Here is a 649-nt window from a genome sequence, read left to right on the forward strand (position 1 = left end):
CGGGCCGTGCGGGCGAACGCCGCCGCGGGGAAGCCTCACGGAAAGCTGCCGTACGGCTACATGATTGTGCGGGACCCCGTGACGGGTGAGTCCTTGGATCGCGTACCGGATCCCGACACCGCGCCGATCGTGCGGGAGATCGTGAAACGCGTCCTGGATGGTGATTCGCTGTACGCGTTGTGCAAGGAGTTGAACGAGCGCGGTGTCCCGGGGCCGCGCCCGAAACGCGACGGCAGTGTCGCGCCGTGGATTTCCGTCACGATGCGCAAGATCATCGACTCCCCCACCTACGCGGGTCTGCGGGTGCACAAGGGTGAGGTTGTGGGGAAGGCCACCTGGGAACCGTTGATCTCGCTCGAGGAGCACGAGCAGATCCTCGCGTTGCTCGCCGATCCGGCCCGACTCACCCAGCGCGGATCGGAGCCGCGGTGGTTGTTGTCGGGGATCGCGACGTGCGGTGTGTGTGGTGGACGGATGAACCGTCAGCGTAACCGCAACTACGACACGTACATCTGTCGTGAGCACTCTTGCGCGGCCCGCAAGATCGAGACGGCCGACGCGTATGTGGTGGAGCACGTGATGCGTTACCTCGAGAATCATCATCTCGCCGACAACCTCGGTTCGCAGGACGACGAGTACGCCGCGGCGG

1 protein-coding gene is annotated in these 649 nt (G+C 65.2%); it reads left to right on the top strand.

The genetic code is table 11. From position 1 onward, the window contains the following. Positions 1-93: 93 nt before the first annotated feature. On the top strand, positions 94-649 hold a 556-nt coding region (locus tag B3T59_RS00095), incomplete at its 3' end, for a recombinase family protein (protein ID WP_287001197.1).

This window comes from Gordonia sp. UBA7860 (assembly GCF_002500165.1).
Lineage (GTDB): Bacteria > Actinomycetota > Actinomycetes > Mycobacteriales > Mycobacteriaceae > Gordonia > Gordonia sputi.